The 22,314-nt window shown below is 59.0% G+C and carries 19 protein-coding genes; 12 read left to right on the top strand and 7 right to left on the bottom strand.

The annotated features are described in order from the left end of the window. Positions 1-14 precede the first annotated feature (14 nt). A complete protein-coding gene (locus B0E33_RS03020; protein WP_077290386.1) occupies positions 15-908 on the top strand; it encodes an alpha/beta fold hydrolase in 894 nt (297 codons plus the stop codon). 54 nt (positions 909-962) lie between these two features. Here the strand turns inward: B0E33_RS03020 and B0E33_RS03015 are convergent, their stop codons facing one another. Next, positions 963-3,317: a PAS domain-containing sensor histidine kinase gene (locus B0E33_RS03015; RefSeq protein WP_077290385.1), complete on the bottom strand. Its 2,355-nt coding sequence runs from the start codon at positions 3,315-3,317 to the stop codon at positions 963-965. A 156-nt stretch (positions 3,318-3,473) separates the two neighbouring features. Next, a complete protein-coding gene (pepN, locus tag B0E33_RS03010) occupies positions 3,474-6,119 on the bottom strand; it encodes an aminopeptidase N (protein WP_077290384.1) in 2,646 nt (881 codons plus the stop codon). A gap of 299 nt (positions 6,120-6,418) precedes the next feature. Here pepN and B0E33_RS03005 point away from each other — a divergent pair, with 299 nt between their 5' ends. The 9 genes from B0E33_RS03005 to B0E33_RS02965 all read left to right on the top strand — a co-directional run bounded on the left by B0E33_RS03005 (position 6,419) and on the right by B0E33_RS02965 (position 17,876). Beyond that, positions 6,419-6,886, top strand: a complete 468-nt coding sequence (locus B0E33_RS03005) for a class I SAM-dependent methyltransferase (protein ID WP_022997813.1) — start codon at positions 6,419-6,421, stop codon at positions 6,884-6,886. A 27-nt stretch (positions 6,887-6,913) separates the two neighbouring features. Beyond that, complete coding sequence (locus B0E33_RS03000) at positions 6,914-8,098, top strand: CaiB/BaiF CoA transferase family protein (RefSeq protein ID WP_055658728.1); 1,185 nt, start codon at positions 6,914-6,916, stop codon at positions 8,096-8,098. A 17-nt stretch (positions 8,099-8,115) separates the two neighbouring features. After that, positions 8,116-8,700 carry an NUDIX domain-containing protein gene (locus B0E33_RS02995; RefSeq protein WP_077290383.1) on the top strand — a complete coding sequence of 195 codons (585 nt, stop codon included), beginning with the start codon at positions 8,116-8,118 and terminating at the stop codon, positions 8,698-8,700. A gap of 115 nt (positions 8,701-8,815) precedes the next feature. Then, on the top strand, positions 8,816-10,693 hold the full coding sequence (locus tag B0E33_RS02990) for an adenylate/guanylate cyclase domain-containing protein (protein ID WP_208997750.1): 1,878 nt from the start codon (positions 8,816-8,818) through the stop codon (positions 10,691-10,693). Positions 10,694-10,983: 290 nt separating this feature from the next. Further along, positions 10,984-12,870, top strand: a complete 1,887-nt coding sequence (locus B0E33_RS02985) for an ABC transporter ATP-binding protein (protein WP_055658730.1) — start codon at positions 10,984-10,986, stop codon at positions 12,868-12,870. Then, entirely contained in the window at positions 12,867-14,753 is a 1,887-nt protein-coding gene (locus B0E33_RS02980; protein WP_077290381.1) for an ABC transporter substrate-binding protein, read from the top strand. Before B0E33_RS02985 ends, B0E33_RS02980 begins: the two co-directional genes overlap by 4 nt. A gap of 266 nt (positions 14,754-15,019) precedes the next feature. Continuing rightward, positions 15,020-16,045 (top strand): ABC transporter permease, encoded by a 1,026-nt coding sequence (locus B0E33_RS02975; RefSeq protein WP_031268102.1) that lies wholly within the window; start codon positions 15,020-15,022, stop codon positions 16,043-16,045. Next, on the top strand, positions 16,042-17,220 hold the full coding sequence (locus B0E33_RS02970) for an ABC transporter permease (RefSeq protein ID WP_022997806.1): 1,179 nt from the start codon (positions 16,042-16,044) through the stop codon (positions 17,218-17,220). The genes B0E33_RS02975 and B0E33_RS02970 overlap by 4 nt, the downstream gene beginning before the upstream one ends. Positions 17,221-17,282: 62 nt before the next feature. Then, positions 17,283-17,876, top strand: coding sequence for a class I SAM-dependent methyltransferase (locus B0E33_RS02965; RefSeq protein ID WP_022997805.1), 594 nt, complete (start codon positions 17,283-17,285; stop codon positions 17,874-17,876). Positions 17,877-18,055: 179 nt separating this feature from the next. Here the strand turns inward: B0E33_RS02965 and B0E33_RS02960 are convergent, their stop codons facing one another. Further along, positions 18,056-18,343 (bottom strand): DUF1330 domain-containing protein, encoded by a 288-nt coding sequence (locus tag B0E33_RS02960; protein WP_055658736.1) that lies wholly within the window; start codon positions 18,341-18,343, stop codon positions 18,056-18,058. A 101-nt stretch (positions 18,344-18,444) separates the two neighbouring features. Between B0E33_RS02960 and B0E33_RS02955 the strand changes: the two genes are divergently transcribed. After that, positions 18,445-19,335, top strand: a complete 891-nt coding sequence (locus B0E33_RS02955) for a LysR family transcriptional regulator (RefSeq protein WP_077290380.1) — start codon at positions 18,445-18,447, stop codon at positions 19,333-19,335. Between the two features lie 16 nt (positions 19,336-19,351). Here B0E33_RS02955 and B0E33_RS02950 read toward each other — a convergent pair whose 3' ends face one another. Genes B0E33_RS02950 through nthA form a run of 4 tightly spaced genes read right to left on the bottom strand, consistent with a single transcriptional unit; the run spans position 19,352 to position 21,453 of the window. Further along, positions 19,352-19,804: a methyltransferase family protein gene (locus B0E33_RS02950; RefSeq protein ID WP_077290379.1), complete on the bottom strand. Its 453-nt coding sequence runs from the start codon at positions 19,802-19,804 to the stop codon at positions 19,352-19,354. Positions 19,805-19,812: 8 nt separating this feature from the next. After that, on the bottom strand, positions 19,813-20,169 hold the full coding sequence (locus B0E33_RS02945) for a nitrile hydratase accessory protein (protein WP_022997801.1): 357 nt from the start codon (positions 20,167-20,169) through the stop codon (positions 19,813-19,815). Then, on the bottom strand, positions 20,153-20,815 hold the full coding sequence (gene nthB / locus B0E33_RS02940; protein WP_077290378.1) for a nitrile hydratase subunit beta: 663 nt from the start codon (positions 20,813-20,815) through the stop codon (positions 20,153-20,155). The genes B0E33_RS02945 and nthB overlap by 17 nt, the downstream gene beginning before the upstream one ends. Further along, a complete protein-coding gene (gene nthA / locus B0E33_RS02935; protein ID WP_055658742.1) occupies positions 20,812-21,453 on the bottom strand; it encodes a nitrile hydratase subunit alpha in 642 nt (213 codons plus the stop codon). The genes nthB and nthA overlap by 4 nt, the downstream gene beginning before the upstream one ends. Before the next feature lie 262 nt (positions 21,454-21,715). On the opposite strand from nthA, the gene B0E33_RS02930 reads away from it, so the two are divergent. Continuing rightward, positions 21,716-22,258 carry a VOC family protein gene (locus B0E33_RS02930; protein WP_077290377.1) on the top strand — a complete coding sequence of 181 codons (543 nt, stop codon included), beginning with the start codon at positions 21,716-21,718 and terminating at the stop codon, positions 22,256-22,258. The last annotated feature ends 56 nt before the right edge of the window (positions 22,259-22,314 follow it).

The following is a 22,314-nucleotide window of genomic DNA, read 5'->3' as shown; positions in this document are numbered from 1 at the left end:
CTCTGAGAAGCCTTATGACTTATTCATTCGACGAAACGGTCCGTCGTCCGGACCGGAGCGACCGTATTGCGCTGGCCGGCAGCCGTGTGTTTGCCTGGTCTGAATGGGGTCCGGTCACAGGCACGCCGGTTCTGTTTCTGACAGGCGCCGGCATGGCCGGCACACTTGGCTTTGGCCTGGAACATCTCGAAAAGCTAAACCTTCGACTGATTGCACCGGACAGGCCGGGCCTCGGCGCTTCATCGCCCGATCCTGACAAGTCACTGGCAAGTGTCGCGCGTGACGTTGGCGAACTTGTTGCGAACCTTGGCCTTGTCGGCATCCCAGTGGTCGCCTTTTCGCAAGGAGCGCCTTTCGCTTTCGCCGCTGCAGCGTCGGGAACTGCAAGCTCCCTGGCGATCGTCTCCGGTCAGGATGAATTCTACCGTCCGGAATTCGCTGATGGTTTGCCGGATCAGGTGAGGGATATGACCCGGCATGCACAGGAAGATCCCGCTGGGTTTTCTGCCATGCTTGAAGGCTTCGCCGAGCCGGATGGCTTCTACGACCTGGTGCTGTCGATGAGCTCACCGGAAGACAGGTCGGTATATGGCGTCGAACCTTTCGCCGCAGCCTACAGGCACGCCCTTCGGGAAGGTTTCAGGCAGGGACCGAAAGGATACGTCCTTGATACGCTCGCAGCGCTCAGGCCCTGGTGTATCGACCTTGGCATGATCAACTGCCCGGTCTCGCTCTGGTACGGCGGCAAGGATGGCAGCCCGGTTCATTCACCGGACTTCGGTCTTTCGCTCGCAAGCAGACTGCCCAATGCAAGCCGCCGGTTCATTCCGGAGGAAGGCGGCGCATTGCTGTGGACCCGTTCGCTCGACATCCTGAGCGAACTGGCAACAACAAGCGACAACGACTGATCTGCTGTGCTTTAGGGCTACGGACAACCTGGCTCGCCTGGAGGGTAAAGCCCTTCAGGCGGCTTCCTTGTCGGCAAGCGGCAAGGTGAAGCTGACAGTGGTGCCTTTCTTGACTTCCGACTTGATTACCAGCGCTCCGCCATGAAGTTCAACCAGCGAGCGGGCGATGGCTAGTCCGAGGCCCGAGCCCTGGTGGGTCTTGGTGAACTGGTTTTCCACCTGCACGAAGGGTTGGGCGAGGCGTTCTATATCGCGCTCTGAAATTCCGATGCCTGTGTCGATCACTTCGAAATGCAGCTTGTCTCCGCGTGGCCGCGCCCTGAGCGTGACGGTGCCATTGTCCGGCGTGAACTTCACCGCATTGGCCAGCAGGTTCAGCAGGATCTGTTTGAGCGCCCGCTTGTCTGCGTGCACCGAGACGTTTTCAACGACATCGGTGGTGACGGTGATGTTCTTCTCGGTTGCCGCTCCCGTGACGATCCGGCTGGCATCTTCGGCCGATTCCGATGCATTGACCGTTTCGGTCTCGATACTCATGCGACCGGCTTCGATCTTGGACATGTCGAGAATGTCGTTGATCACGTTCAGCAGGTAAGTGCCGGAAGAATAGATATCCTTGCAGTAGTCGGAATACCTGTCGGTGCCGACGGGGCCGAACATTTCCTGCGTCATGATGTCGGAGAAGCCGATGATGGCGTTGAGCGGCGTTCTCAGTTCATGAGAAATATTGGCCAGGAATTCGGACTTGGCCTTGTTGGCGGCTTCCGCCCGGGTTTTCTCTTCCTGGTACTTCTCTGCCATTTCCACCAGCTGCCGAGCCTGAACCTCAAGGGTCTGGCGGGACTTCTGGAGATCGGAAACGGTTGCCCTAAGCCGCTTTTCGGAGTCGATCAGCTTTTCTTCGTGTTTCTTGAGCGGGGTAATGTCGGTCCCGACAGACACGAAACCGCCGTCCTTGGTGCGCCGCTCGGAAATCTGCAGCCAGCGACCGTCTTCCAGTTGCGCTTCGTAGGAGCCATCAGGAGCGCCGCCACGCTGGCGAAGAGTGACCGGTTGCGGTGCTACTTCGGCGTTGGAGGCAGCTGCCATCACGTCCTTGTAGGGTGTGCCAGGCTTGATCACGGCGTTCGGCAGGCTGTGCAGCGACTGATAGTTGGAATTGCAGATCACAAGCTCGTTTCGGGCATTCCACAGAACGAAAGCTTCCGAGATTGTCTCGATCGCATCACGCAGGCGAAGATCTGCCATACGGCTCTGTTCGGCAAGCTCGTGCTGCTCGGTAATGTCGATGCAGATACCGATCAGGTGCGGTTCGGCACGGCCGGGTTCCGACTGGATTTCACCACGGGCGCGAAGCCAGATCCAGCTTCCGTCGGCATGGCGCATGCGGAAGGTCTCATCGACCAGGGTTTCACCGCTTTCCAGCAGGTGCTCGGCAAGGCCCAGAAGGTCGATGTCATCGGGATGGGTGATGTCTGCGACATCGGCAAAGCTGAGAATATCGTCCTTGGGTTCGCGTCCGAGCAGCTCGTACAGCGAAGACGACCAGAACATTCTGCCGCGCGACAGATCCCAGTCGAACAGTCCGCAGCGGCCGTGGGTGAGGGCGGTGTCGATGCGGGCACGGGTTGCCGCATACATGTCGTCAGCCGCTTCCGCGCGGGTTGCCTGGCTGAAGAAGCCGTAGATGACCGCAAGCAGCACCAGCGAAGTTCCGACGAAGAGCGTCACATTTGCCGAAAGGTCATCCCGCCACTGGCTGAAGATTTCGTTTTCCGGCTGCAGCACCGCCACCATTCCGAGGCGGCCGTCGAGGTGATGAACCGTTGCAAGAACCTGTTCTTGGCCCCAGCCTGTGCCAAGGTTGGTGGCAACCGGCATCACACCGGCACGGGCGCCAAACACCATGAGCGGCTGTGACGGGCCAAGCAGGTCGCTGATCGGCCGGCTTTCAAGCGATGGCTGGAGCGGTGCCGAGGCAACGATGGTGCCGGATTGGTCCGCAACGAGATAAATGCGGCCCTTGCTGGTCGCCCCTGTGGGCAGACTGTCGGCAAGGATGCGTTTCAACGTCGTCCGGTAGCCCGTTTCAGGCAGATCGTTTTCCGACAACATCAGGCCGCTGGCGACGACAGTTGCCATCAGGCTGAGCGTAACCTGGGCGTTTTCCTGGGTCCGGGTGTAATCGCTAACAAGGTCGCCGGTGCGGAACAGGGCGAGTATGACGATGAAGATGATGGCGAGGCCGGGAATGAGGCGTCGCATCAGGCTATCGGAGCGGGCCAGGCTTTCGGCCAGAGCGCCGAGGAGGGTGCGCAGAGGCAGGCGTTTTGTGCCTGCGTCTGTCTCCCACTCAGACTCCTTCTCGCCGCGCCGCGCAGATGCGTCGCCAGCTAATGCTCTCGCCATAGGAAGTGTGCCTCAAAAACCGCCGCGTCGGGGGTGCCCCGAATCACTTCCATTTGAATCAAATCGTCTGTTTTTGTCCAGACCCGTCAAAGAATAAAATGGTTAACGCAAATCAGGATTTTCCGTTCTTTCGTTAACCTTTCTCAGTATTGCAGACTACTGCAAGGTTCTGTCGACGATGTCACGGCTGTCTCTCGACAGATTTTCGCATGCTGAAATCCTCAAGAGGGCAGATTCAGCAAGGGCACTTCTTTGTGGGTCAAGTGCGCGCCACGAGCGGAAGCTCGTCAGAAGTCTCGATGCCACTTGTGGATTTCGCTTGTCGATCTCCAGAACTGATTCGGCGATCAGTTCAAATCCGGCACCATCCATCCGGGCAAATTGTGTCGGGTTGCCGGTGGCAAAGGATTGCAGCAGCGAGCGGACACGGTTCGGGTTGCCGGCATCGTAGGATGGGTCCGACATCAATGCCTTGACCCGGTCCAGCGTTTCGTTGCCGGGTGCGGTGGCCTGGGTCATGAACCACTTGTCCATGGCCAGAGAGCTGTCCGTGTGCCGCTCGCGGTAAGCTGCAAGCGCTTCCTCTTCACGTGGCATATGGTCGTGTACCAGAAGGGTGAGGGCCGCGAGGCGGTCAGTCATGTTGTCGGCAGAGGCAAACCGCGACCAGACCAGGTCAGTCGCATCGGCTGCGCCGGAGACTGCGTAATAATGCAGGCAACGGTGTGCGAGCGCTCTTTTTCCGGCTGCCTGCGCATCCGGCGAAAAGGTCCCACCTGCGGACTGGTCGGTAATGAACGGGACAAGGGAAGATGCGATGCGGGCGGCAACTGCGCGCCGCAGCATCTGACGGGCCGTATGAATGGCGTCCGGGTTGACGTCCTTGCCGATTTCCTGTGCGACGTCCGCTTCGCTGGGTAACGTGAGTGCCTGCGCACGCAAGGCTTCATCCAGCTGGGTTTCACCCAGAACAGACGCGAACACACCGATGACGTCTTCGGACGGCGTGCCTTCCGAGCCGTCACGGACCAGACCGGCAAGCCTCACAAGGTCCTGCATCGCCAGCGTCTGCACCGCCTGCCATCGATTGAACGGATCCCGATCCTGTGCTGCCTGAAACAGGAGTTCCTCGGAATGCAGGGGCTGGTTCAGACGAACGGGTGCGGAGAAACCGCGCAGAAGAGACAGAACGGGAGCGGCGGCGACATTGTGGAAGACGACGTCCTGGTGAGCCTTGTCGAGCACAAGCACATCGCCGGCGACGTTGGCACCCTCCACGGAGCCTGTTTCCATGTCCTCGCCATTGGAGCCGATCAACCCGAAACGAAGCGGGATGACTGCCGGTTTGCTGGACTTCTGGCCGGCAATGGGCGGGATTTCCTGGGACAATGAAACGGTGAAGGACTTGCGGTCGGGATCATATTCCGTTTCCACCGACACGACTGGCGTTCCTGCCTGCTCGTACCAGAGCGAAAACTGTTCAAGATCGGTGGACGATGCTTCCTCGAAGCAGGACAGGAATGCCTCGATTGTGGTTGCTTCGCCGTCATGGCGGTCGAAATAGAGGTCCAGTCCGGCCCGGAACTTCTGTTCGCCCAGAAGCGTCTGAAGCATGCGAACAACCTCGGCGCCTTTTTCATAAACAGTCGCCGTATAGAAGTTATTGATTTCATGATAGGTTCGCGGACGTACGGGGTGTGCAAGCGGGCCTGCATCCTCCGGAAACTGATGCGACTTCAGCAAGCGTACATCGGCAATGCGCTTGACCGCGCGCGAGCGCATGTCGGACGAAAACTCCTGGTCGCGGAACACCGTCAGGCCTTCCTTCAGGCACAGCTGGAACCAGTCCCGGCAGGTGATGCGGTTTCCGGTCCAGTTGTGGAAGTATTCGTGTGCGATCACGGCTTCAATATTGGCATAATCCTGGTCGGTTGCCGTTTCCGGGTCGGCCAGAACGTACTTGTCGTTGAAGATATTGAGGCCCTTGTTTTCCATCGCGCCCATATTGAAGTCCGACACGGCGACAATGTTGAACACATCCAGATCGTATTCTCGGCCAAACACTTCCTCGTCCCAGCGCATGGACCTCTTCAGCGAATCCATGGCCCAGTCACACAGGCTCTCCTTGCCATGCTCGACGTAGATGTTGAGTGCGACCTCCTTGCCGGACATGGTGGTGAACGTGTCCGGAACTTCGGCGAGATCGCCCGCAACCAGTGCGAACAGATAGGCCGGTTTGGGGTGCGGGTCGTGCCACACGGCATAATGCCTGCCGGTGCCGTCGATATCTCCTGTCTCCGTCAGATTGCCGTTGGCCAGGAGAACGGGGCAGTCTTTCTTCGAGGCCTCCAGACGTGTCGTGTAAACGGCAAGGACATCCGGTCGGTCCAGAAAATAGGTAATCCTGCGAAAGCCCTCGGCCTCGCATTGGGTGCAATAGGTTGCCGAAGAGCGGAAGAGCCCCATCAGCTTCGTGTTCGCGTCCGGATCGAGTTCGGTCACGAGTGTCAGCTCGAACGGATCGGCAGGCGGTGAGGCAAGTTCGAGACGATCGGCTGTCGCTGCATAGGCAGTCTCGGCAAGCGCTTCGCCGTTCAGCTTGATGCCCGCAAGTGACAATTCGTCACCATCCAGCACAAGCGGGGCGCCGGCCTCTGTTCCCGGTTGCCTGCTGACCTCAAGAGTCGCGGTCACGCGGGTTGCGCCGGGGGCGAGTTCAACGTTCAGGGCGACCTTGTCGATGCGATAAAGTGGCGGTTGATAGTCTTCCAGCCGTATGGCCGGCGCCGTTTCTGAACGCATCGAATTCTCCTGCTGATGTTAGGCGCAATTGCCTTCCTGTGCCTGGCCGAAAGGCCCTTTTTGGAGGCCGCAACCGCACCCTCATGAAAATGTGAGGATGACCTAAGGCGTTAGCATGATCGCAGATTACGGCAAAGTCCTGTTTGACCTTCCGCAAGGGCTGGTATTCCGTCAGCCTTTGATAACACCTAAATACGGACGGGAGGTTTTGACGGCAGCCGGGGCATTGTCTATGTCAGGAGCGTCGTAAGTTGCAGGGAATTTTTTTAATGAGCCGTTTGGACAGTTTTATTCGTCGAATGACATCCCAGAAAACATTGCTCGAATTTCTGGTCGACAAGGTCAACGAAGTCGACGGACCTATCCTGGAACTCGGGTTGGGCAATGGCAGAACCTATGACCACCTGCGCGAGATTTATCCGAACAAGGAAATTTTCGTATTCGATTTCGCCATGGACTGCCACCCGAGCTGCGCTCCGGACGCGCATCACATGATCCTCGGCAACATTCGCGACACGCTTGTTTTCTGCGGGCCGCGGATCGGGGCGAAGGCGTCGTTCGCCCATATCGACATCGGTTCGGCTGATCCTACAAATGACCTTGCGACAGCTTCCTGGCTGGCTCCTTCAATAGATGCCCACATGGCCGTTGGCGGAATTATCCTGTGCGCGCTCGAACTCAACCTGCCGAATTACGAGACCCTGAAAAAGCCGGATGGCATTCACCGGGGTCGCTATCATATCTATCGCAAGACATCAGAAGCCTGACCGTCGGCACTATTCAGGAAGAGACACATGACCGCGCCGCTCAAAGGCATCAAGGTTGTCGAACTGGCCCGCATTCTGGCCGGGCCCTGGACGGGCCAGACCCTGGCGGACCTGGGGGCAGACGTCATCAAGGTGGAAAGCCCGCAAGGCGATGATACCCGGGGCTGGGGACCGCCATTTGTCAAGGACGAGGCGGGCGCGGACCGGGATGCCGCCTATTTTCATGCCTGTAACCGCGGCAAGCGTTCCATTGCGGTCGACTTTCGCACACAGGAAGGTCAGGACCTCGTTCGCCGCCTGGTGGCGGATGCCGACATTCTGGTCGAGAACTTCAAGGTCGGTGGGCTCGCTAAATACGGCCTCGACTACGACAGCCTTTCCAAGGTCAATCCGAAGCTGATCTATTGTTCGATCACCGGGTTCGGTCAGGACGGTCCCTACGCTCATCGGGCCGGCTATGATTTCATGATCCAGGGCATGGGCGGCATCATGGATCTGACCGGGGACCCGGAAGGCGACCCGCAGAAAATCGGGGTGGCGTTCGCGGATATCTTTACCGGGCTTTACGGTGTCGTCGGCGTTCTTGCCGCCTTGCGCCGCCGCGATGAAACCGGTGAAGGCGAATGGGTCGACATGGCATTGCTCGATGCACAGGTCGGTGTGCTGGCCAACCAGGCGCTCAATTACTTTGTTTCGGGCAAGGCGCCGAAACGTCTGGGCAATGCGCATCCCAACATCGTTCCCTACCAGGTCTTTCCGGCCAGCGACGGGCATCTGATCATCGCGGTCGGCAATGATGGCCAGTTCAGGCGCCTTTGTGCTGTTCTTGGCCTGCCGGAACTTGCCGACAATCCCCGCTACGCCACCAACGCAGCGCGAGTTGCCGCACGTTCAGACCTTGTACCGATCCTGACGGCGGAAACGTCGACGAGAGCCCGCGACGATCTCCTGGCCGCGCTTGAAGGCGAGGGTGTTCCGGCTGGACCGATCAATTCCGTGGAAGATGTCTTCAACGACAAACAGGTGTTGCACCGGGATATGAAGGTCGACCTGCCGGCGACCGGTGTCGAAGGCGGCTCCGTTGCCTCCGTCCGCACGCCCATCAGGTTTCGGAACGGGACACTCGTGCTGGACCGCGCCGCACCGGCACTTGGCGAGCACACGGAAGAAATCCTGAAGGAACTGGGCATCACGTCTGACCCGAACTCCTGAACGAAGAAAGCACTGCCATGAGTACCCCGGATTACCTCAAGGTCTCCGATAGCGAAGTTCTGTCCAATTCCTGGGGAACGCTGACCCGCCACCGGATCGAGTACAGGCGCCGGGACGGCGACTGGCAGGCGCAGGTGCGTGAAGTCTACGAAAAGGGACATGGAGCAACCTGCCTGCTCTACGATCCGGAACGCAATTGCGTGCTGCTGACGCGCCAGTTCCGGCTGCCAGTCTGGGCTGCCGGCCGAGACCCGATGTTGATCGAAGCACCCGCCGGTCTTCTGGAAGGTGCGCATCCGGAGGATCGCATGCGCGCGGAGCTGATCGAGGAAACAGGATTTGAGGTTTCGGACCTGGAACATCTCTTCGATGCATTCAGCAGTCCGGGATCCGTAACCGAATATGTGGCATTCTTCCGCGGGACATACCATCTGAAGGACAAGGTCGCCGAAGGTGGCGGCAAGGAAACCGAGGGGGAGGATATCGAGGTGATGCACGTTCCCCTCGACGAGGCGCTCGAGATGATCCGCTCCGGTGAAATCATGGACGCAAAAACCATAATCTTGCTGCAGGAACTGGCCCTGCGTCGATTGACCGGCTAAAGGCAAAAGACATCGCGGTGGCAGTCCTTTGCGGTGGAAAGTCGAAAGCTTGCCTTAATTTGACGGAAACCGTCATGCAGGTAAGCTGCCTGTTCGCAACAAGGGTCACCGCCCAATGAAAAAATCGAAACGCACCGGCCGGCGCATAATGCTGCCCCTGACGACTATCGTCGGGCTGGGGTTCGGTGCGTTCGTTGCGATTGCGATCGGTCTTGTGCTGGGCTTGTCTGTCTCGGCCAACTTTCGCAACACGTTTTCCCTGCTGAATGACAAGACGATCCTGAGCACCCAGGCGCTCGAGACGCAGTTGCGGACGCATTTCGTGTCTGTCGAAAACGCGATCATCGGCCTGAAGCCCTATTTCGACGACGGCACGCTCGGCTTCGACGATACGGAAAGGACGCTGCAGGATCTCTCGATCGCGCTGAAATCCAATCACGACATCACCACACTGGTGGTGACTTCGACCGACAGAAGCAAGCTGGGGATCTATCGGGCACCGACCGGCAAACTGTGGCGGATTGAAACCGACGCACCGCCACCCGGCATGAACATGCAGGAAATGCCGCAATTGAGCGCCGACAGTCCGCCGACCTGGGGCCCGCTCGTCAAACACGAGGTCGGTCTTTTCGCGAATGTTTCGGTGCCGTTGGTGCGGGACGGCAAGGTTGCCGGCATGCTGACGGCTGCGACGTCCATGGAAGAACTTGCCCACATCGTTTCTGCTCAGGACGAGGGTGGCGACAATACCGTTTTCATCATCGCGGACGGTGATCAGGTGATCCTGCATTCGGACGCTCCCTGGCTCCAGACCGGTGGCAACATTCAGGACAAGTTGCCGGGTTCCTGGCAGACGATCGGCGACCCCGTTCTGGCTGCCATGGTAAATGAAGAAAAGCTGGACGAATTCAAGAAAGCCGCGGAACTCGGCATCGACGTTTCAACCGTTGATGCAAACAACGAAGAATATATCGTCATGAAGGCCCAGCTGGATGGTTTCAGCGACCGGCCCTGGACTGTCGGGCAGTATTACCTCAGCGCGACGGTCTCCCGCGAGTTGCGGCGTCTTGCAGGCTCCATGTTTGTCGGCTTCGGCGCACTGGTGGTGTCGGTGCTGATCGCATTCTGGATGGGGCGGCGTGTCGCTCGCCCGTTGCGGTACCTTGCGGTTCAGTCCAAGCGCATCGGCAGCCTGTCGCTCAACGAAGTAGAGCCCCTGCCGCGCAGCCGCGTTGCGGAGATCGATCAGGTGGCGCTCGCCTTCAATTCCATGGTTGAAGGCCTCAAGGCCATGAACACCTATGTGCCGCGCTCGCTGTTCATCAAGCTGATGCGTCTGGGAGGCGGGAATGCAGCGCAGGCGCGTGGTGCCGAACTCACGATCCTCTTTACCGATATAGTCGGGTTCACGGCCTTGTCGGAGCACCTGAGTGCGGAAGAGACCGCCAGCCTGCTGAATGACCATTTCGCTATCCTGGTCGAGGCTGTCGAAGGCGAGGGCGGCACGGTCGACAAGTTCCTGGGGGATGGCATGCTGGCCTTCTGGGGCGCGCCCGATGCCCGCCCGGACCATGCGGAGGCTGCTGTCAGAACCGCACGCCGGATTGCAGCTGCGCTGCATCAGTCGAATCTGAACGCGGTTACCCAGGGGCGTCCGCCGATGGCGCTTCGGATCGGTATTCACACCGGCCCGGCGGTTGTCGGCAACGTCGGCGCGCTTGATCGCTGGAACTATACCGTTGTCGGCGACACCGTGAACGCGGCCGAACGCCTGCAGACGCTTGGCAAGGAAGTTCCCGAAAACCCGGAAGTTGTCATCCTGGCGAGTGCGGACACTGTTGCGCATCTGCCTGGTGAGCGGCACCAGCGGCCGGTCGGCGCGCATCACCTGCGCGGCCGAAGCGGGCAGATGGAAGTCTATTGGCTCGATCCCTTTCCGCAGTCAAAGCCTGTACACAGGCCCGTGGTGCGGCCGGTGTCTGCCGCGGAGTGATTCCTTCCGGACCGTTGGACCGCCGGCCAGGCTTCCAGCTAGTCTGTTTCGTGTTCAGATGAACGCAGAAAAAATGATTTCAGGCTCGTTCGACAATTGCAGTTTAACGTTCGGTTGCACCCGTTAATCGAGTGGCGGAACGGGTCTGCTCTTGCAAACTGTGACGAACATCACAGTTTGTTTTCATGAATCCTGCATTGCTATCCACTGGCGAATTTGGTTGTCTTTCAAATGCAATGAGGGCTTAGTAAGCCTCTGTCAGACAATCCTTGCCTGGGAGGAAATGCGCGGTGAATGTTCTCTCGATTGAGGGACTGACGGTTGATTTTAATACGGCGGAAGGTCAGGTCCGGGCGGTCGACAATGTGTCATTTGTCGTACCCGAGAACCGGACTGTCGCGCTGGTGGGCGAATCCGGGTCGGGCAAGACGGTCATATCGCAGACGATCATGGGTCTTCTGCCCCAGGCTGCATCCATTACATCCGGGAAAGTGATCCTGGCGGATCCGACCGGCGCGGAGCCGCCTGTCGATATTGCAGCGCTTGAGCGCAAGGGACCGCAGATGCGGCACCTGCGCGGTAACCGGGTTGCGATCATTTTCCAGGAGCCGATGACGTCACTGTCGCCGCTGCATACCATCGGCGACCAGATCGGCGAAGCCGCACTTCTTCACCGCAATGTTTCCAGTGCCGAGGCACGTGAACTGACCAAGACCATGCTGAGCCTGGTCCAGTTCCCTGATCCCGAGCGCGCTCTCGACACCTATCCGTTCGAACTGTCAGGCGGGCTCCGCCAGCGCGCGATGATCGCGATGGCCATGATCTGCCGCCCCGCGCTGTTGATCGCGGACGAGCCTACCACCGCGCTCGACGTCACAATTCAAGCGGAAATCCTGAAACTCATTCGCGAAGTTCAGGCCGAACTGCGCATGTCCGTCCTGATGATCACCCACGACTTTGGCGTGGTTGCCAACATGGCCGACGAAATCGCGGTGATCTATCATGGCCGCATCATGGAAAAGGGCACTGCCCAGCAGCTCTTCTCCAATCCGAAGCACGACTATCTGAAGGCTCTGCTCAACGCGGTCCCGAGCTTCCACATGGACCGGGACGAGCGGCTAGTGCCGATCCGGCCCATCAAGGTCCGCTCTGAGGAACTGACGGCCAATCGCCCGCATTGCGACGTCAAGCCGGGCGAGCCACTGGTCGAAATGCGCGATGTCACCAAACGGTTCACCCTGCGCAAGGGGTCTTTCCTAGGTGGCAAGGTCAAGACCATGACCGCGCTCGACAGCATCAACCTGACGATCCGCCGTGGCGAGTGTCTCGGTCTCGTAGGGGAATCGGGTTCCGGCAAGACCACCGCAGCAAAGGCCATCCTGAGGGCAATCGGTATCGAGGGCGGCAACGTCCTCTACAATCGCGGCAAGGGGCTGGAAGACATCTCCAAGCTCAAGGGCGCGGAACTGATGGACTATCGCCGCCGCGTACAGCTTATTTTCCAGGATCCGTTCTCCTCGCTCAACCCGCGCATGACCATCAACGACACGCTGATGGAACCCCTTGAGGTGCACGGCATCGGCACCCCTCAGGAGCGGGCCGAGCGCGCGCGCAATCTGATGAACCTGGTGGGGCTCGACCCGCGTTTCCTGCGCCGCTATCCGCATTCGTTCTCCGGCGGTCAACGCCAGCGCATCGGGATCGCACGAGCTCTCGCGCTGAACCCGGAATTCCTGTTGTGCGACGAACCGACCTCGGCGCTCGACGTCTCGGTACAGGCGCAGATCCTGAACCTTCTGCAGGATCTCAAGCGCGACCTGAACCTGACCTATCTCTTTGTCAGCCATAACCTGGCCGTGGTCGACTATGTTGCCGACCGGATCGCGGTCATGTGCCGTGGACGACTGGTCGAGATGGGCGAAACACGAACTGTCGTCGGCAATCCGCTGCACCCGTACACGAAAGCATTGCTTTCGGCCGTGCCTGAGCCGGACCTGTCGGCACCACTGGATTTTGCCGCCCTAGATGCCAACAGAGCATCGGAGCCGCAATCTTGGCCGGAACCTTTCCGATTGACCGACGGCCAGGCGCCGTCGCTGGTGGAAATGGAACCGGATCACTTTGTCTGCGCACCTGGCCTGAAGAATGCCGGGGCGCTTGAGGGGACTGCAGCATGAAGTTTTTGAATTCCGTAAGGGCCGGTCTTTTCCTGACCGTAGCTCTGATAGCGGGGCCACTGGCCGCGCTGGAGTTGAAGGAAACACCGGGCCTTGATCCGTCTCTGCCACCCGTGGCGGAACGGGTTCCTTCCGACCCTCTGATCGTTGATCTTGAAGCCAAGGGTCGAACCGTCGGCAAGCCGGGAGGCAAGATCGACACCCTGATCGGCCGGGCAAAGGATGTCCGACTGATCAACGTTTGGGGCTATGCCCGCCTCGTTGGCTACAACGAGCAACTGGAACTGGTTCCCGATATCCTGGCGAACGTCGATGTTGAAGATGGCCGCATTTTCACGCTTCACACGCGTGCCGGCCACAAGTGGTCTGATGGCCATCCCTTCGGTGCCGAGGATTTCCGCTACTTTTTCGAGGACATTGTCAGCAACGAAAGCCTGACCCCGTCAGGTCTGCCGCCGTACCTGCTGGCCAACGGCAAAGGCCCCAAGTTCGAGGTCCTGGACGAAACCACCGTCCGCTTTACCTGGGATTCGCCGAACCCGCTGTTCCTGCCGGAACTGGCAAAGTCCCGTCCGCCGTTCATCTATCGCCCAGCCCACTATCTGAAGCAGTTCCACGAGAAATACGGCGATCCTGATGTGATCGCCAAGGAAGCTGCAAAGGTGAAGGCGCGGGACTGGGCACCGCTCCATAACAAAAAAGACGACATGTACAACGCGCAGAACGTCGACATGCCGTCGTTGCAGCCTTGGGTGCGCAACCGCGATGACAGCGACCTGCGCTTCGTTCTGGAACGCAATCCATACTATCACCGGGTCGACAGCACCGGTCAGCAGCTTCCATATGTCGACGAAATCATCATGACGGTTGCCGACGGCAAGCTGATCCCGGCCAAGGCACAGGCTGGTGAAAGCAACCTGCAGGCACGTAACCTCAACTTCGCCGACATTACCGTCCTGAAGAAGGGCGAAAAGGACAATGACTATGTCACCGCGCTCTGGTCCAACACCAAGGGTGCGGAGATCTCGATCCTGCCGAACCTGACGGTCAAGGATCCGGTTTGGCGTGAACTGATGCGCAACACGAAGTTCCGTCATGCCCTGTCGCTCGGGATCGACCGCAACCTGCTCAACCGGGTCCTGTTCTTCGGACTGGGAACACCGGGCAACGACACGGTGCTGGCGTCCAGCCCGCTTTACAAAGCCGAGTTCACCACCAAGTGGGCGGAATACGATCCGGAACAGGCGAACGCGCTTCTGGACGAAATCGGCCTCACCAAGCGCAACGGAAACGGCATTCGTCTGATGTCCGATGGCCGTCCGCTGGAAATCATCGTGGAGACAGCTGGCGAGGAACAGGTCCAGGATGATGCCCTGGAGCTGGTCAAGGAAATGTGGAAAGAGATCGGCGTCGCTCTGTTTGCCAAGCCGAGCCAGCGTGACAACATGCGCGAGCGCGCCATCACCGGTGACCTGCTGATGTCTGTATGGTCCGGCTTCGAGAACGGCATTCCGACGTCCGAAATGCCGCCGGAAGACTTTGCCCCTGTGCGTGGCGACGCGCTTTCGTGGCACAAGTGGGGTGACTATTTCGAAACCCAGGGTGAGGGCGGTGAAAAACCCGACTGGGCCCCGGCCGAGCGTCTGATGGAACTCTATACCGCATGGTTGAGCTCCAGAACGCCGGAAGAGCGCACCGAGATCTGGGAAGAAATGCTCCAGATCCATGCTGACGAAACCATTCATATCGGTCTGGTTTCCGGCGTTCGTCAGCCGGTTGTGATCAAGAACGTTGAAAACGTACCGCTTGAAGGTATCTACGGCTGGGATCCTGGCGCCCATTTCGGAATTCACCGCATGGATGAATTCTACATGGCCAAGTAAGCAGCAGTTCCGCTTGTTTTCCGGTCCGGCTGGTTCTGACACCAACCGGACGGGGAAACTGTCAGGGATATCGTTCGGTTCGGAAGATTATCCGAACCGAACGCTTTAAAGGCGACGGGCTGACTTGATCCGGCCCGTTCCGCCAGTCGTTTTTCCGGGGACTGACTCTTGGTTGAAAAACGTCATACTATCGAAACCGAATTTGACTTTAAGTGCAGAAATCAGAGCCTGATTTGCGCAAAGTGCCGGGGCTGAGGGGAGTTTAGGTGCTCTATTACATTGTCCGACGTATTTTGATGATGGGTCCCACCTTGCTGGTGATCAGTCTGCTGACTTTCTTCATCATCGAGTTGCCGTCCGGTGATTACATTTCCAACCAGATTGCTGCCCTGAAGTCCTCCGGTGAAAGTTCCTCGGTTGCCAAGCTCGAGTTCCTGAGAAAGGAATTCTCTCTCGATCGTCCCTTCATGGAGCGCTACCTCATCTGGGTTGGCCTCTGGCCGGGACCTCACGGTTTCGACGGGTTGATCCAGGGCAACTGGGGCTGGTCGTTCGAATTCGACAAGCCGGTGGAGCAGGTCATAGGACCGACACTTCCCTTGACCGTGGTCCTGAACTTCGCGACGATCCTGTTCGTCTACGTGGTGTCGTTCCCCATCGGTATTTTCTCTGCAACGCGCCAGTATTCCTGGGGGGATTACGGGTTCACTTTCCTGGGCTATATCGGTCTTGCCACCCCCAACTTTCTGCTTGCGCTCATTCTCCTCTATTTCTTCAATCGCTGGTTCGGCCTGTCCGTCGGTGGCCTGATGGATCCTCAGTACATCGATCAGCCCTGGAGCTTCGACAAGGCAATGTCGGTGCTGGCGCATCTGATCGTGCCCACCATCGTGATCGGGACCTCCGGCACGGCGGCCATGATCCGGCGCCTGCGCGCCAACCTGCTTGACGAGCTTCACAAGCAATATGTCACCACGGGCCGGGCGAAGGGGCTGAAGGAAAACCACCTGCTGGTCAAATATCCCCTGCGCATGGCCATCAACCCGTTCATCGCCGACATTGGCAACCTGATCCCGTCGCTTGTTTCTGGCTCGGTGATCGTTTCGGTGGTGATGAGCCTTCCGACAGTCGGTCCGGTTCTTGTGTCCGCGTTACAATCGCAGGATCAGTTCCTGTCAGGGTTCATTCTGCTGTTCGTTGCCATGTTGACGCTGATCGGCATGCTGATCTCCGATCTGCTGCTGGCAGTTCTCGATCCGCGCATTCGTCTTGGCGGGAGGGCCTCGTCATGACCATGGACGTGAAGAACACGCCCACGCGCGAAGTCGAGCATTACGTCGATCCGACGCCGTTCAACCCGGCTGTCACCGAGGAGATGACCGCCGAGCAGGAGCGCTTCTACCAGGCTTCCCAATGGAAGATCATGTGGTGGAAATTCAAGCGCCACAAAATAGCGGTCTGGTCAGGCGTGGTCCTGATCCTGTTCTATCTTTGCGTTCCCTTTGCCGAAGTAATTGCACCCTATGGCGCCAACAGCCGCGACAGCATGCATCTTTATGCTCCGCCGCAACCGATCCACTTGTTTCACGAAGGCAAGCTTGTCGGTCCGTTCGTCTACGGCATGACCTCGGAAATCGACATGGAAACCCTGCAATGGGTGTTCAAGGACGATCCGAACAATGTCCAGCCGCTCCGCTTCTTCTGCAGCGGCGCAAAATACAAGTTCTGGGGGCTCTGGGACGCTTCCTTCCACCTTGTGTGTCCGGCGGAAGGCGGCACGATGTTCCTGTTCGGGACGGACCGACTTGGCCGCGATCAGTTCTCGGGCCTGGTCTACGGGGCCCGGCTGTCGCTCACTGTCGGTCTGATCGGCGTCGTGATCTCAATCGTTCTCGGGCTCTTCTTCGGTGGGATAGCCGGCTATTTCGGCGGCTGGATCGACAGTCTGATCCAGCGGGCGATCGAGATCCTGCGCTCACTTCCCGAACTGCCTCTTTGGATGGCACTCTCCGCGGCGCTGCCTGTCACCTGGAGCCCCGTCTGGATCTATTTCGGACTGACGATCATCCTTGGTCTGCTGGATTGGCCCGGGCTTGCCCGTGCCGTCAGGTCGAAGCTGCTGTCCCTGCGTGAAGAGGAATACGCCAAGGCAGCTGTCCTGATGGGGGCCAAGCCGAAGCGCGTCATCACGCGGCATCTGCTGCCGGGTTTCACCAGCCACATCATCGCGTCGGCGACGCTGTCGATCCCGTCCATGATCCTGGGTGAGACTGCGCTGTCCTATCTTAACCTCGGTCTGCGTCGGCCGGCGGTTTCCTGGGGTGTTCTCTTGAACGAAGCGCAGAATATTTCGGTGGTGACCGTCTATCCCTGGCTGATGGCTCCGGTGCTGCCGATCATCATTGTCGTCCTGGCGTTCAATTTCCTTGGCGATGGTTTGCGCGACGCGGCAGATCCCTATAAGTGATGCATCTGAAATCTGAAGAACCGGCGGGCCGTTCTGGCCCGTCTTGCTGTTAGGAAGTCACAATGTCGAAGAATGCCACCACCGCCGCTGGCTGGGACGAGGAATATGAAGCCGGTCGCTGGGCCTTCCTGCGCTCGCTGCCTGAAAGCGGCCGATACGGCATTATCGGCATGTGGCTGAGCCTGACCGGCTCCATGGATGACGTTCTCGATATCGGCTGCGGCGAAGGCCTGCTCTACGAGCGTTTGCAGCCCATGGGCGTCAAGCGCTATGTCGGCATGGATCTTTCCCCGGCTTCCCTGCAGATCGCCAATGTCGACCCGGCCATCGCCAGCCTGCGGGCAGGCGACATGCACACTTTCGAAGCGCAGGAAGGTGAAACGTTCTCCGCCATTGTCTTCAACGAGGTTCTTCACTTCGCGGATGACCCGGCTGCCGTCGTTGCCCGCTACGTCCCGTTCCTGAAGGAAAACGGTGTTATCGCCCTGTCGATGTATTCACCGAAAAAGCCGGAGTCAGGTGCAAACAAGCTGATCAACAAGCTCTGGGAAGCAACCGACGATACCAGCAAGTGGGAAGTGCTCGATGACTATCGTCTCGTCTCCGACAAGAAAGGCGTCACCTGGCGCATGCGCCTGGTGAAGCCGGTTCGGTAAGCGCCGGAGAGCCCGAAAAACAGCATTGAATATGGCGAACACACCCCTGCCTCCTCAGCCTGAGGAGGCAGGGGTGTGTTGTTTCCAGAGGGGGAGGCGTGCTCAGGCAGCGGCTCCCCTGTTCTTGGAGTGCACTTGGTGATCCTCCTCGAGAGGACGATTTGCCCAGTGACAGGTGATCAACCCGGAAGCACGACAATCGTCGACTTGCCGCCCTTGTTCCGAAGGGCGTGTACATCGGCAAGGTCCGGGTCGCGATGCCAGGCCTTGGCGGCGTCGGGCGTGGGGAAGGACAGCAGGGCAACCATGTTCGGCGCATCGATAGCCGCTTCCAGGACCAGAGGTTCGGGATCCGCTGCAATGACGCTGCCGCCATGGCGGGCGAGAGCGTCTGCAGCTTTTTCACGATAGGCGCCGAGCGCTTCGCGATCCGTCACCGTGATCATGGCAATCGCTTGAATGGACATCTCTTGGTCTCCTTTGCTTGAGATGCCAGAATCGTATCGCAGAGGCGGTTTGCGAAAAATTCTTCAAATTCGTAACCGAACTGTGCAAAAATGCACGTGCCATGTATAGCTGGGATGATCTGAAATTCGTGCTCGCCATTGCCAATGCCGGCAGCCTGACCAAGGCCGCCCGCAGCCTTGGTGTGACGCATTCTACGGTGTCGCGGCGGCTGTCGGCGCTGGAAGAGGAAATCGGCGCACGTCTGTTCGACCGTCTTCCGGAAGGGTTCACGCCGACCACCGCCGGCGAAGAGGCGGTTGAAGCCGCCCGCCGGATGGAATTGGAAGTGCTTGCGCTGGACATGCGCATTGCCGCCAAGGATACCGAACTCGAAGGCCCATTACGGGTTACAGCGGCACAGCTTATTTTCCAGGTGCAACTGGCCGAGATTGTCGCGCGCTTCAAGGAGCGGCACCCGGGCATCGACGTCACCATGAATGCGGCCAACGAAATTCTGAGCCTGCACCGGCGCGAGGCCGATATCGCGGTGCGTGTCACCGACAAGCCCGATGAAAGCCTGTTTGGCCGTCTTGCCACAGGCCAGAACCGCTGTTTCTACGTGTCGAGAGACTTTGCCCGCCGATACCGGGACGCGGCGCTCGAAACGGTCACATCGCAGGCGGTGCCTTTCATCGCCTTCAAATGGTGGGGAAACAAGGTGCCGAAGGAAATGCGCGATCGGTACCCCAATGGCGAGGTGGCAACGGTCACCGACGACATGATCACGATGCATGCGGCCGTTCGGGCCGGCATGGGCATCGGCCGTTTGCCCTGCTTTCTGGGGGATCCTGATCCCGACTTGATCCGCCTGCCGGGCGTCGAACCGAGCCGTTACTTCGATATCTGGATCCTGACCCATCCGGACCTGAAGAACGTCGCCAGGGTCCGAACCTTTCTTCGCTTTGCGGCCGACGCCTTCAAGGAAAAGAGCAGTCTCTACCTCGGGAATTGAGTGACGTTGCCAGCCGTCAGATCCAGCGGCGAACGCGCGCGCAATAGTCGAGATACTCCTGACCGAACAGGCGCTTCAGATGCTCTTCTTCAGGCCTGATCTGGAATTCGGTCAGGTACCAGACAAAAGCCGGAACGACGGCGAAAACCGTCGCCGTACCGAGGTAGGTGCCGAATGCCAATAGCAGCAGAACGTCGGCGACATACATCGGGTTGCGCGACACCCTGTAGAAACCTCGGGTCACCAGAGTTCTGGCTTTATCCGGTGTTACGGGGTTGAAGGTCGTTCCCGCCATGACAAAGCGAAAAAGCGCGTGTCCGCCAATTGCCAGTCCGGCAATGAGCAACACCGCGGCGATCGAAGTCTGACCTGAAAAGGTGAGGTTCAGCGCCGGGAACAGCCTGGCGCCGGCATACAGCAGAAGCAGTCCGATCCCGACGACGACCGGAGGTGGAAGCAACAGGCGCATGGTCTCCCTCAGGACCTCTGAAGAACGATTGGTGCGCCGTGCGGCGTGGCCCTGGCCGCGTCGTCCCAGGCCTTGCGCAGGTCTGCAAGTTGTCCGGCTGCGGCAATGTTCTTGGCTGTGAGCAGACCTTCGAAGGCCGCCAGCCAACGGTCGTAATAGCCTTCGGTCTCGCCGCTTCCGTCGCCATCCTTGGCAAGCTCGGCGCCCAGAGCCTCAGCCCATTCGCCCCAGGTAAACACTCCGGCTTCATGGGCTTTCACCGTCATGGCGAAAACCCTGGCTTCCCAGGGAGCACCGAACACCGGCCCGCCGTCTTCATCCAGCGGCAGGCGCGGCGTTTCGAGAAACTTATCGGGCAAGGTCAAGATAAGGCTCCCAGAGATCGATACGCAGGGAAAGCTTGGGATCGCTGTCAGGACCCCAGATGTCGGTACCCTTGAAGAGGACACCATAAAGCCAGGTCGGCTGTTCGCCCTCGCCGTGCGCGTTGGTATCCGGGAACACATGAACGCCGTGAATGACCTCGATCGTGCCAACAGCATCGCGGGCATAGCGGGGAAGGCGCGTGTGGTGTTCGGGGTTCATGCGCCGCGTATGGACCTTGTCACCGACGCGGAAACGGGCGGGCTGATGTTCTTCTCGGTCGACCGGTGCGCCTTTGGACAGAACTCCGGCAACAGCGTCTGCCGAGAGCACGCGCTTGACCGGCTTCGCGGCTTCAAGTTTCCGGCCTTGTTTCAGTTCCTCTTCCGTAACGAGGCCATTGGCCAGCACAAGTTTTTCAAGCCCTCTGGTCCAGATCTCGTAATAGCTGGAGGTCAGGTAGGTAACTTGCGGCAAGGATTCGCGGGCAAAGCGTGAGGCATCAAGCGTCCAGGAGCCGGTTGCGCCCATGGCCAGCGTTACCGCAAACGCGCGTTCTTCCCATTTGGCATGGAAGTTGGGTTCGTTTTCTTCCAGTTCGATGGGGCCAAAGCCCATCTGTCCGCCAAGATCCTGGGCGCCGTTCATGCCGCATCCTCCAGTTCGGAAGGATCGAGCGCCAGCCCGGTACCGATCATGCTGTTGCGGGTGACGAGATCCGCCAGACGTTCCTCGCTCCATCCGTCTGTTCCCGCAGGGCGTTTGGGGATCACCAGATAGCGGATTTCAGCCGTCGAATCCCAGACGCGGACTTCGGTATCATCCGGCAGCTTTACGCCAAATTCATCCAGAACACCTCGCGGGTCGCGCACGGCGCGGGACCGATAGGGAGCAGACTTGTACCAGACAGGCGGCAAGCCCAGCACTGTCCAGGGATAACAGGAGCACAGTGTACAAACGACCATGTTGTGGGTCTGGTCGGTATTCTCGACCGCCACCATGTGTTCACCCTGACGGCCAGTGAAGCCGAACTCGGCAATCGCTGAGGTCGCGTCTTTCAGGAGCCGGTCCCGGTAGTCTGCATCCGCCCACGCCCGCGCAACAACGCGGGCGCCGTTCTTGGGGCCGATCTTGGTTTCGTAAGTCTCGATCAATTCGTCCAGGGCAGGGGGATCGATATATCCCTTTTCCGTCAGCAGCGTTTCCAAAGCGCGTACACGCAGCTCTATCTCGCTCAATTCGGAATGGTCGTGATCATGGGAATGATCGTGTTCGTGAGCGGACATGGAAAGCTCCTCGCTGGCAGGTACCTCATATGAGAACGCAGGTCATGGCCTGTCAATTCCAACACGAGGTTGGTCGCCTGATTTTGAGGAGGGTTTGTCATCCCGGATCGGTGTTCGACCTGGTCGCATTTGTCCGGGGTGACGGTGTTGCGTGGATTGGTCGTTAAATTAGTTGCGAATGTAACCAATTTGACTTAGATCAAGGCGGATAGGCTGTGGAGCTATATGGTTACATATGTAACTAATTTGGAGGAGCGGTCCCATGAAAATCGAGCAGATGCATCACGTCGCCTATCGTTGCAAGGACGCCAAGGAAACCGTGGAATGGTACGGCAAGATGCTGAACATGGATTTTGTTCTGGCGATCGCCGAAGATCATGTGCCCTCCACCCACGATCCCGATCCCTACATGCACGTCTTCCTGGATGCCGGAAACGGCAACGTCCTGGCGTTCTTCGAACTGCCGACCAAACCCGAGATGGGGTTTGACCCGAATACGCCGCGCTGGGTACAGCATATCGCCTTCAAGGTGAAGGATCGGGACGAGCTGATTGCGTTCAAGGACCACCTGGAAAAGAACGGTGTCGAGGTTCTGGGTGTGACCGACCACTCAATCTTCCACTCCATCTATTTCTTCGATCCCAACGGTCACCGTGTCGAGCTGGCTTGCCCGGATCCCGAAGAAGACCAGCTTCTGGCTCGCCTGGACGAGGTCAAGTGGGAGATGCTGGAAGAATGGTCGAAGACCAAAAGGGCCCCGAAACACGCTGAATGGCTGCACGCCAAAGAGCTGGCCGATGTGTGAGCAAGACACATGCCGCCAGTGCGGCAAATGCCGTTCGATTGATGCCGCCTTGGCGG

Source organism: Roseibium algicola (assembly GCF_001999245.1).
In the GTDB taxonomy this organism is placed as follows: Bacteria; Pseudomonadota; Alphaproteobacteria; order Rhizobiales; family Stappiaceae; genus Roseibium; species Roseibium algicola.
Note: the sequence above shows the minus strand (reverse complement) of the source record. Positions and strands in the feature narration are given on the sequence as shown.

Bases quoted from the DNA above. Each gene is read 5' to 3' on its own strand.
- B0E33_RS03000 (WP_055658728.1), top strand. From the start codon at position 6,914: ATGACCGCGCCGCTCAAAGGCATCAAGGTTGTCGAACTGGCCCGCATT.
- B0E33_RS02965 (WP_022997805.1), top strand. From the start codon at position 17,283: ATGTCGAAGAATGCCACCACCGCCGCTGGCTGGGACGAGGAATATGAA.
- B0E33_RS02980 (WP_077290381.1), top strand. From the start codon at position 12,867: ATGAAGTTTTTGAATTCCGTAAGGGCCGGTCTTTTCCTGACCGTAGCT.
- nthB (WP_077290378.1), bottom strand. From the start codon at position 20,815: ATGAACGGCGCCCAGGATCTTGGCGGACAGATGGGCTTTGGCCCCATC.
- B0E33_RS02960 (WP_055658736.1), bottom strand. From the start codon at position 18,343: ATGTCCATTCAAGCGATTGCCATGATCACGGTGACGGATCGCGAAGCG.
- nthA (WP_055658742.1), bottom strand. From the start codon at position 21,453: ATGTCCGCTCACGAACACGATCATTCCCATGATCACGACCATTCCGAA.
- B0E33_RS03015 (WP_077290385.1), bottom strand. From the start codon at position 3,317: ATGGCGAGAGCATTAGCTGGCGACGCATCTGCGCGGCGCGGCGAGAAG.
- B0E33_RS02955 (WP_077290380.1), top strand. From the start codon at position 18,445: ATGTATAGCTGGGATGATCTGAAATTCGTGCTCGCCATTGCCAATGCC.
- B0E33_RS03005 (WP_022997813.1), top strand. From the start codon at position 6,419: ATGACATCCCAGAAAACATTGCTCGAATTTCTGGTCGACAAGGTCAAC.
- B0E33_RS02995 (WP_077290383.1), top strand. From the start codon at position 8,116: ATGAGTACCCCGGATTACCTCAAGGTCTCCGATAGCGAAGTTCTGTCC.
- B0E33_RS02970 (WP_022997806.1), top strand. From the start codon at position 16,042: ATGACCATGGACGTGAAGAACACGCCCACGCGCGAAGTCGAGCATTAC.
- pepN (WP_077290384.1), bottom strand. From the start codon at position 6,119: ATGCGTTCAGAAACGGCGCCGGCCATACGGCTGGAAGACTATCAACCG.
- B0E33_RS02950 (WP_077290379.1), bottom strand. From the start codon at position 19,804: ATGCGCCTGTTGCTTCCACCTCCGGTCGTCGTCGGGATCGGACTGCTT.
- B0E33_RS02930 (WP_077290377.1), top strand. From the start codon at position 21,716: ATGAAAATCGAGCAGATGCATCACGTCGCCTATCGTTGCAAGGACGCC.
- B0E33_RS02990 (WP_208997750.1), top strand. From the start codon at position 8,816: ATGAAAAAATCGAAACGCACCGGCCGGCGCATAATGCTGCCCCTGACG.
- B0E33_RS03020 (WP_077290386.1), top strand. From the start codon at position 15: ATGACTTATTCATTCGACGAAACGGTCCGTCGTCCGGACCGGAGCGAC.